Genomic DNA, 9,519 nt, shown 5'->3' with positions numbered 1-9,519 from the left:
GATGCCGGAAACAGCGGGAACTTGACGACATGTGAACAGCACGACCGGGAAAACCAGTAAGTGAGGACACAATGAGTGAGACCAGCGGCGAGGACCGTGCCGTCATCGACCCCGCGGCGGCGGCACCGGACGGCGGCACCGCCACCACGACGGTGGACCCAGCCCCGCCCGAGGAGTTCATCGAGGCGGCCAAGCTCGCGCCCGACCACTGGCTGTACTTGATCGACCCGACCTGGTCCGACGAGGGCCCGCCGCCGGAGTGGGCCGTGGTGGGCCAGTGGCGCTCCGACGCCGAGGGCGAGATCGTCGAGTGGCAGGACAACGAGGACTACCGGCCCTCTCCGTCGGCGATGGGCTGGCCGGAGCCCGCCGACGACGTGGACGCCGCCATCCAGCTCGCCACCACCGGTTACGGCCCCGCCGACGATGTCACCAAGGCCCTGGCCAAGGCCGAAGTGGCGGTACTGGTGACGGCGGACGGCGACCCGGTGCGCGCGGCGGCGCCCGACAGCACCCCGGTGGTCCTGGTCTACAGCTCCCCGAAGTACCTGCACCTGGCCGGCCGGCTGGCCTTCGAGACGACGCGGGTGCCGGAGTTCCTGGAGCGGATCCCCGAGGGGCACAGCCTGTGCATCAACAGCTCGGGTCCGGTCAGCATGGTGCTGACCACCGACGGGCTGGCGGACGTCATGAAGGAGGCCGAAGAGGCGCCCGAGGGGGACGGGGCACAGTCCGGGTCCGCCGCCGGGTCCGTCTGGCCGCCGACGATGAGCACCGAGGACGCCTCTTGGTCGGAGGCGTCCGGCCAAGAGGCGTCCGCCCCGGAGCCGGGTGACGGGTCCGCCCCCGACTCCGCTGCGGAGAGCGGACGTTGAGACCGCTTCGGGGCACGGCGGCGGGGACGTCGTCGGCCCCGGGGTGCGAGATTCTCCGTGCGAAAGTGAACTTTTCGGGCCGTGAGTGCATCCCACATGCCAGGGCGGAGTTTCCCTGAACCTCCCGGAACGTCGGCTGCGTTGCCGCCGCTTCACCGGAAACGTCAGGGAACCGCACCGGCCCCTCGGTTCCACCGCCGCGCCATGACGCTCTCCACCGCCAGAACCACGGAATCAGGACATGTCGACTCCACCAGGTGACAACGGTATGTGCCAGACCCCGAGTTGCCGTGCGACCCCGGCCGGCCCGTCCGGGGCGGCTCCCGACCGAGGAGCAGAGGCGTGAGCCGTTCCGACAGCGGCCGGGCGAGGTGGTTCGGCAAAAGGGGAGGCCGGCCCGCCCCGGCCGCGCCGGCGGCGGCAGGCGGGCACCGTCCCGGGGGTGAGGGCGCTGACGAGGGGCGTCCGCAGCGGTTGCTCATCGAGGAGTACGACGGCATCAGGCTGTTGCGCACGCCCTCCGACGACACGCTCGGCAACTCCGATGTCCTCGATCTGGCCCGTGCCCTCGCCGCCGACGCGCACACCGTCACGGTGGTGGCCGGGGTCGACGCGCCGCAGTCCGCCGACCTGTGGCCCCGTCTCGGCGGCCTGCTCGACGAGCTGCGGGAAGACGGCATCCGCACGGTCCGGCTCGTCATGACCGCCGCCGGGGACGACCGGCCCGGCGCGCCCGCGCTGGCCCGCCGGATCGCCGACGCCTGGGAGTTGGAGGTCATCGCCCCCGACGGGCTCGCCCTCGTGGTGCCCGGCGGCGGGCTGTTCGTGCCGGTACGGCAGGCCGAGCCCGGTGCCACGGCCGTCGTGGGTGTGCCGGAACGCGGCAGCTGGTGGCGGTTCCGGCCGGGTGCGGAGCCGCAGCGGATCGGCCCCCGGCAGCCTGCCCCCGGCTGGCAGCCGGCCGTCGACCAGCTGCCCGACCAGGTCGCGGGCGGCTGTGTGATCGAGCAGATCCCCGCCGGAGTGCTGACCCGTTCCCGGGACGCCGCCCCGCCCCGCCTCGACGATCTGTGCTACTCCGTACCCGCCGACCCCGGGGGGCCCACCGTGCTGGTGGGCGTCCCGGAGGGCGAGGACGTCTCGGCGGGCGACCTCGTGGAGGTGCTCAGCGCCCTGCCGGAGGCCGTGCGGAAGCAGGTCCGGCTCGCCCCGGGCAGCCCCCGTGACATCTTGCGTACCGGCCAATGGGTTTCCGACGCGTTGGGGACCCAGGTCGTGGTGTACACCGGTATGCCGCTGCTGTCCCACGGCACGCCCACCCACCCCGGGACGGTCCGCTCGGTACTCGTCGCCGCCGACGGCGCGCCCCGCTGGCAGGCGTTCGTGGACGCGGTGATGTGCCTGCCGGCCGGGGAGAACGCACCGGCACAGGCCCCCCGGCTGCTGCGCTGGGGCCGGCTCCCCGCGATCCACGGCTCCGCGGGCCGGGAGCTGTCCGAACACGGCGTCGTCTCCCTCTCCGAAGGGTGGCAGGCCGCCGTGACCCGGGCGGGCCTGTGGATCACCGATGCCGCGGAGGGGCGTCCCCCGGTGGCGGCCCGGCCGGCGGACGCGGAGGGCCCGGCCATCGAGGTGGGCCGGCCCGGCCAGTCCCTTGAGGCGTCGCTGTTCCCCGCGCTCGGCACGCTCTTGGGCAGCCTCGGCGTCGACGTCCGCAGCAGGGCACGGCTGTTCGTGCACGGTACGAGCGTGGACGGCGGACGCGAACTGCGCCGTATCGCCGCCGAACACGGCCTGCGCGCCATCCGCTTCGGCAGCGCCCTCGCCCCGCCGCAGGCAGCCTCCCCTCACGCGCAGGCCGCCCCGGCTGCCTTGCCCGCCCCGTCCGGCTCGGCTGTCCTGCCCGCCCCGCCCGCGCTCCCGGCGAACCCGGCTGGCCCGGCGAACGCGGCTGGCCCGGCGAACCAGGCCGGGAAGCCGGAGGCGCCTGCCCTGCCGGGTCCCCCGCCCACGCTGCCGACGACATCGGCCTCGACCGCCCGCCCCGCCGCCCCGGCACCCGCCGGTGCTCCCGCTCCGGAGGCGGCTGCCGCCGGCTCGGCCGAGCGCTCCGGACGCCCTTCCGCTCCGAGCCGCCCCCGGCCCCCGGCGGACACCGAGCCTCCGGTACCCGAACCCGCCTCGATCTCCCGGGCCTTGACGGGAGCCCCGGACCCGGCCCCCGAGCCGCGACGCGCCGGCCCCCGCCCGGATGGTCCCGCCCCGCACCCGGAGTCCCCCGCCCCCCGGAGCACTGATCCCTCCGGGCCCGCGGCGGCTTCCGGCCCTTCGCCGGAGCCTGAGCGCGCACCGGAGCCCGAGCGCGCACCGGAGCCCTCCGCGCGAGCGCTCGGCGCCGGACCGTCGAACCGGTCCCGTGCCCAGCCGCCTTCGCGGAGCGTTCCCGGTCCCGGTCCCGGTCCCGGAGGCCCGGGATCCACCGGGGCCGCTCCGGACCGCACCTCGTCGCCGGAGCGCGGGGCCCTGCCGGACCCGATCACGCCGTTGCCCGGTGAACGGTCGGGCGAGCCGCCTGCCCGGGAGGCGCCCGGCTCCGGCCGGCCATCGGAGGCCCCCGCCCCGCCCACCCGGCCGTCCCGCCCCGAGCCCCCCACGGCGCCGGGGCCACCCGAGGTTCCCCCGTTGCCCGAGGCGCCCACGCCGCCCACGGCACCCACGCGGCCTATGGCGCCCACGGCATCGACGGCGCCCACCATGTCCGGGGCACCCACCCCACCCACCCCACCCACACCACCCACCCCACCCACGCCCCCCACAAAGCCCGAGGCACCTACGGCGGCACCCGAGACGCCGGCGCCACCTACACCACCTGCGCCACCTACGCCACCTACGCCACCCTCGGCACCGCGCGCGGTCGCCCCGTCCGGAGCGCGGCGGCCGCCCGCCGCCGTGGTTGCCGACCCGCTGCCGCCGGTCCCGTTTCTGCCGGGGTACGTCAGCAGCCCGGCGGAGCGCACCTCGTTCCGCGGGCTGGCGGAGGACAGGTGGGAGCGGCACAGTTCCGCCGTCATGCGGGCGCTCACCAGGATGCCCGCGCTGCGCGGGTCGGAGCAGGAGGACGCCCGCGACGACCTGATCGCACTGCACATGTACCTGCATGACACCGAAGGCCCGCTGAGTTACCGCGAGTTGGCCCAAAGCCTGCGGGCGGGCGAGGCGCGGCTGCTGCCCTACGGCGCGTGCGTGGCCTCCGCCCTGCGACGGCTCCCCTCGTACCGCGGGCTCGCCTTCCGGGGCACCGACGCGGCGGACGCCGCCCTCGCGCCGGGGAACCTGCTGCGCGAGGCGGCCCCGGTGAGCGCGCTGCCGGTCGGGGTGGGCGCGCCGCGGCCGGGCGGTCCGCAGTACGCGATCTGGTCGGCGACCGGCCGCCGGGTACGGGAGCTGGCGGGCGGGCCGGGCGCCGCCGGCCGCGACGAGGTGGTCTTCGCGCCGGGCTCGCTGCTGCGGGTGCTCGACGTACGCGAGAGCGACGGCGCCCCGCTGGTGCTGCTGCGCGAGGTGCCCGCCACCCCCGCCACCGCGACCACCTCAGCGGTGCCGCAGCGCACGGAACTCGACGACCACGACCGTGCGGCGCTGGACCGGCTGGACCAAGCCCTGCGCCGTCACCCTCTCGCACCGGGGCAGTTTCGCTGGCCGGAGTTGTGCGAGGGGCCATTGGGGCGGCGCGGGGACGCGGTCGGTACCGCGTCCGGCGCCGCCCGCTGACCGACCGCGAACCGAAACGGAGTCACGATGCCCAACAAGGAACCAACGGGCCTGAGGGGACCAGCGGTGCGCCGTGCCGTGCCCCTGCCCGGGTCCGCAGGCCAACCAGAGCCGGACGCGCCGCCGGACAAGAGCGGTGACGCGAGCGGCCCGTCGAGCACGCCGGCGCCGGGCGGACCGTCCGCGCCGCCCGCTCCGCCGGCCTCCTTCGAACCGGCCTCGTCGGCCCGTGTGAAGCGCCCGGCCGGGTCCGCGGCGTCCGGTCCGACCGCGTCGTTCGGGTTCACGGCGCCGAAGCCGCCCAAGTCGTTCGGAACTGCGGCGTCCGGGCCCACCGCGTCCGCCGCCTCCGAGGCGTCCGAGTTTGCGGCGCCCGAGTCCGTGGCGTCCGAGTCCGCGTCGTCCGAGCCCGCCGAGTCCGAGTCCGCCGCCTCGTCCGAGCCGGGCTCAGCCCCGGCCCCGGCAGCGGGATCCGAAGCGGCGTCGGGCGGCGAGGAGAGCACGTCCGAAGCGAAGGCTCCGACGACGCCCGCCGCAGCCAAGGCACTGGCGGGCTCGTCCGCGTCGGCCACCGGACCGACGGCCACTGGATCGACGGCCACTGGACCGACGGCCGCCACGGTGGCCTCCTCGTCGGAGCCCGGCGGAGGGCGCGGCGCGGGTGCCGCCGGTGGCAGGGCGGCCGCGGCCGGCGGTAAGCCGCCGGAGGCGTCCACCGGGACGGGCGGGGGCGAGGAACCCCCCTCGGGCCGGCCCACCAAGGCGCTGCGCGCCGCCGCGGCCATCGCGGGTGCGCTCTTGATCGCTGTGCCGCTGCTGGCCCTCACGATGGGCGGTGACGACAAAAAGGACAAGACAGCCGAGGCTGCCGCGGAGGTCACCGTTCCGAAGGGCGACGATCTGCGGGCGCCCGGCTCGTACACGGGCAAGTCGCCCTCGGTCCCGCCGAAGGCCGATAAGGGCAGTAAGGATGCGAAGGGCGGGGAGAAGGCGGAGGGCTCCACGTCCGGTCCGGACGGCAACGGCCAGTCCGGGGCGCCTGCCCCCGGAAAGGGCAAGAAGGGCGGGGAGAAGGGGAAGCCCGCCTCGCCGGCGGGCAGGATCGGGCTGTTCGGGGGGCCCGGCCCCGCTCTCCTCGGCACGAAGCAGCTGCAGCTGCGGAACGTCATGACCGGAATGTGCGCCGACATTCCGGGCTACGGAGGAAAGGGCAAAATCAACGGGGAGGTGGCCCAGTTCACCTGCATCGAGCCCAGGACCTCGGACAACGAGATGTGGGACATCGATGTGAAGCTCAAGGGCAAGGCCCCCGGCGGCGGTGACCTGTTCGTGGTCCGCAACAGCACGGACGGGCTGTGCATGGACCTGCCCGGTAAGGGCGCCGTGCCCGGGGCGACGGCGGTCTCCGAGTACACCTGCGACGGCACCCTGGGGGACAACCAGCTCTGGTGGAAAGACGACCGGGGCAACGGGAAGTTCTGGCTGCGCAACTACACCAGCGACAACATGTGCCTGGACGTCTGGGGCAAGGAGTTCGGCACCGGTGGCCGCGCCGCCCGGCTCGGCGTCGCGAACTGCTACCCGGCCGACGACCACGAGTGGCGGCTCAGCTGATCCCCCGCCGGGGGACCACCCCGTGATCCCCCGGCCCTGACCAGCTCCGTCTGACCGGGCTGACCGCCCGACCCGACCCCCGTGGACTACCACACGTCCGCGGGGGCCTCGTCATGCGTCCGGCCACCGCCCCGGAAGCCGCCCGGTGCGGGAACACCGCTCACCGCACCCACGGCACCCACGGCACCCACGGCACCCACGGCACCCACGGCACCCACGGCACCCACGGCGCCCACGGCGCCCACCGCGCTTCGACGACGGCGCACCCACGGCGCTTCGGCGACGGCGTACGCACGGATGGCGGGCGGTCCACAAGCCGCGGCTCACCTGCTCCACCACCCCGTCCGACCCTGCTGGCCTGGGAAAAGGCGCCCAGCGGGGCGGGTGGTGCACCGCCGTCGCAGGGCTGCTCGCGTGGCGGCTGACGGGGGATGCGGGCATGTTGAGACGACAGCCGCATCGCTGGACGGAAGGGCACGGAAGGAAGGGCCTCAGGGGGCACGCCTGACGCGGACGCGGCCGTCCGCGGGGAACGGACCAGGAGGCTCCCGCATGCTGCGAAGATCGCTGCGGATACCCGCCGCCGGGGTCGCCTACCTGGTGGCGGCCGCGGTGTCGTCGTCCGCGATGGCCTCCGGTCCGCAGGAGTACGCCGATGTCGCCGTGAGCAGCGGGACCCGGGCCGGCCCCGGCACCGCGGCAACCCTGCTGATCGCCCACCGCGGCGCTTCCCGCTACGCCCCCGAGAACACCCTCGCCGCCGTCGACGCCGCGCACCGCCGCGGGCTCATATGGGTCGAGAACGATGTGCAGCGCACCAAGGACGGCCGCCTGGTGGTGATGCACGACGCCACCCTGCGGCGGACGACCGACGCCGCGAAGGTGTTTCCCGGACGGGCGCCGTGGCGGGTGGGGGACTTCAGGGCCGCCGAGCTCGCGCGGCTGGACGCCGGCAGCTGGTTCGGCAGGCGGTTCACCGGGGAGCGGGTGCCGACGCTCGCCGGCTATCTGCGCCGCCTGGACCACAACGGGCAGCGCCTTTTGCTGGAGATCAAGGCCCCGGAGAAGTATCCGGGAGTCGAGGCACAGGTCATCCGCGAACTGCGGGCACGGGGGTGGCTGGATCGGGCCCATGTCCGGAGCCGGCTGGTCGTCCAGAGCTTCTCCGTATCGTGCGTCAAGGCCGTGCACGAGGCGGCGCCCGAGATCCGTACGGGGATTCTCGGGGCGCCCGCGGTGGACAAACTGGCGCGCTATGCGCGGTTCGCCGATCAGATCAACCCCCGTGCGTCCGCGCTCAGTTCACAGTGGCTGGCGGCCGTGCACCGGCTGCGCGGCCCGCACGGCCGACGGCTGCAGGTCTATGTGTGGGACGTGGCGAAGAACACCAGCGCGCGGTCGGTGAGAGCCCGAGGGGTCGAAGGTGTTATTGAATAGCGGGCAAGGGGCGGGGGTTGGCGCGACATTGTCCGGATCTCGGCCCCGGTCCCGTGGTGCGCCGGATGATGGTCCGGGCCGCGCCGCCGCCCGTGGTGCGTGAAGGACCTGTGGAGGGCGGATGCGGCGCGTGTGGCTGCTGCAGACGGGGATTTACGTGATTCCCGCCGCGAGGCTAAGGTGCCTGAGATGTTCGACGCCGCCACACTCCCCGTAAAAGAACTAAGACGCAGGATTTGGCTTTTGGGTTCCGATTTGCGGCCCGGTGCGGGCCAGCGTCCAGCTCCTCCTCTGGGATCCTTCCGGGAGGCTCCTTGAAAGACAATTTTCCGGCGTACGGCGAACGGCGGGTGCCGCTTCCCCCGCCTCGGCAGACGCCGCATGACGAGCTGAGCCCGGCGGGCGCGGCCGTGCCCGCCGGTGCGACGGCAACGATGGCACCGGCGACGGCGACCGCGAGGGCGTCCGCATCCGGGTCGGCGACGGCGACCGTCCCCGCCCCGGCGACGGATCGTCAGCCCGCATCCACCGCCGGTACTTCACAGGCCGGACCCCGCGGTCATGCCAAGCGCCGGGGCACGGGCCGCGACGGGAAGGCCGAGGCGGCCGACGCCAAGGCGAAGCCGCGCGACGCGTTCTTCGACAATGCCAAGTACCTGGCCATCGTGCTCGTGGCGATGGGCCACTCCTGGGAACCGCTGCGCGACGGCAGCCGGACGGCGGCCGCGCTCTACATCACCGTCTACGCCTTCCACATGCCGGCGTTCATCATCATCTCCGGCTATTTCTCGCGCAGTTTCGATATGCGCAAGGACCGGCTGCAGCGGCTGATTACCGGTGTCGCGGTTCCCTACATTCTCTTCGAAGTCGCCTACACGCTCTTCAAGAGGTGGGCGGACGACGATCCGGGATATCCCATCAGCCTGTTGGATCCCTGGTATCTGACGTGGTTCCTGGCCGCCCTGTTCATCTGGCGGCTGACCACTCCGCTGTGGAAGATCGTGCGCTGGCCGGTTCCGCTGGCCCTGGCCATCGCCGTGCTCGCGTCCGTCTCCCCGGACATCGGCGACGACCTGGACCTTCAGCGGGTGCTGCAGTTCCTGCCGTTCTTCGTGATCGGGCTGTCGCTGCGGCCGGAGCACTTCAAGCTCGTACGCCGCAGGAAGGCGCGGATCCTGGCCGTACCGGTCTTCGCGGCCGCGCTGGTCTTCGCGTACTGGGCGGCGCCCCGGATGAACGCCGCGTGGTTCTACCACCGCGACGCCGCGCAGGAACTGGCCGCCCCGTGGTGGAGCGGTGCGGTGATGACGCTGGCGATGTTCGGCTGCTCACTCGTTCTGGTGGCCTGCTTCTTCGCCTGGATTCCGGGACGCACGATGTGGTGCACGGCGCTGGGCGCCGGCACGCTCTACGGCTACCTGCTGCACGGCTTCCTCGCCAAGGGGTCGCGCTTTTGGAACTGGTACGACGCGGACTGGATGCAGACCCCGTGGGGCGCGGTACTGCTGACGCTCATCGCGGGCACCGTCATCACGCTGCTGTGCACACCACCGGTGCAGCGGATCTTCCGCTTCGCCATGGAGCCCAAGATGACCTGGGCCTTCAAGAAGGACCCGGTGGGGATGGCCCGCGGCCGGAACTGAGCGGTCGGGCGCTGTGCGCGGTGACGCGTCAGCGAGCGGGCGACGGAAGCGTACGTCCGTGAACAGCGCGAGGGGCGCTCGTTCCGCCGGAAGACCGGCGGGGCGGGCGCCCCTCACGCGTAAGAGAGCCACAGCAGCAGGGTGACCCCTGGCGCGCAGGCGTACTGGGGTGCGCAGGC

The 9,519-nt window shown here is 73.9% G+C and carries 6 protein-coding genes; all 6 read left to right on the top strand.

Translation table 11 applies throughout. The annotated features are described in order from the left end of the window. Positions 1 to 71: 71 nt before the first annotated feature. The 6 genes from D9V36_RS19875 (at position 72) to D9V36_RS19845 (ending at position 9,340) form a co-directional block, all read left to right on the top strand. Positions 72 to 875 (top strand): type VII secretion system-associated protein, encoded by an 804-nt coding sequence (locus D9V36_RS19875; protein WP_129294967.1) that lies wholly within the window; start codon positions 72 to 74, stop codon positions 873 to 875. A 342-nt stretch (positions 876 to 1,217) separates the two neighbouring features. Beyond that, a complete protein-coding gene (locus tag D9V36_RS42650; protein ID WP_129294966.1) occupies positions 1,218 to 4,646 on the top strand; it encodes a hypothetical protein in 3,429 nt (1,142 codons plus the stop codon). A gap of 231 nt (positions 4,647 to 4,877) precedes the next feature. Beyond that, complete coding sequence (locus D9V36_RS40970) at positions 4,878 to 6,260, top strand: RICIN domain-containing protein (RefSeq protein WP_164992985.1); 1,383 nt, start codon at positions 4,878 to 4,880, stop codon at positions 6,258 to 6,260. Between the two features lie 113 nt (positions 6,261 to 6,373). Next, positions 6,374 to 6,685: a hypothetical protein gene (locus D9V36_RS40965; protein ID WP_164992984.1), complete on the top strand. Its 312-nt coding sequence runs from the start codon at positions 6,374 to 6,376 to the stop codon at positions 6,683 to 6,685. Between the two features lie 127 nt (positions 6,686 to 6,812). Further along, on the top strand, positions 6,813 to 7,697 hold the full coding sequence (locus tag D9V36_RS19850; protein WP_129294962.1) for a glycerophosphodiester phosphodiesterase: 885 nt from the start codon (positions 6,813 to 6,815) through the stop codon (positions 7,695 to 7,697). Between the two features lie 314 nt (positions 7,698 to 8,011). Then, positions 8,012 to 9,340 (top strand): acyltransferase family protein, encoded by a 1,329-nt coding sequence (locus D9V36_RS19845; RefSeq protein WP_129294961.1) that lies wholly within the window; start codon positions 8,012 to 8,014, stop codon positions 9,338 to 9,340. Positions 9,341 to 9,519: the final 179 nt, after the last annotated feature.

This window comes from Streptomyces lydicus (assembly GCF_004125265.1).
Classification (GTDB): domain Bacteria; phylum Actinomycetota; class Actinomycetes; order Streptomycetales; family Streptomycetaceae; genus Streptomyces; species Streptomyces lydicus_C.
This window is presented reverse-complemented; position numbering and strand designations above follow the sequence as displayed.

Excerpts from the sequence above, each read along its gene's own strand:
- D9V36_RS19875 (WP_129294967.1), top strand. The coding sequence starts at position 72 with ATGAGTGAGACCAGCGGCGAGGACCGTGCCGTCATCGACCCCGCGGCG.
- D9V36_RS19850 (WP_129294962.1), top strand. The coding sequence starts at position 6,813 with ATGCTGCGAAGATCGCTGCGGATACCCGCCGCCGGGGTCGCCTACCTG.
- D9V36_RS40965 (WP_164992984.1), top strand. The coding sequence starts at position 6,374 with ATGCGTCCGGCCACCGCCCCGGAAGCCGCCCGGTGCGGGAACACCGCT.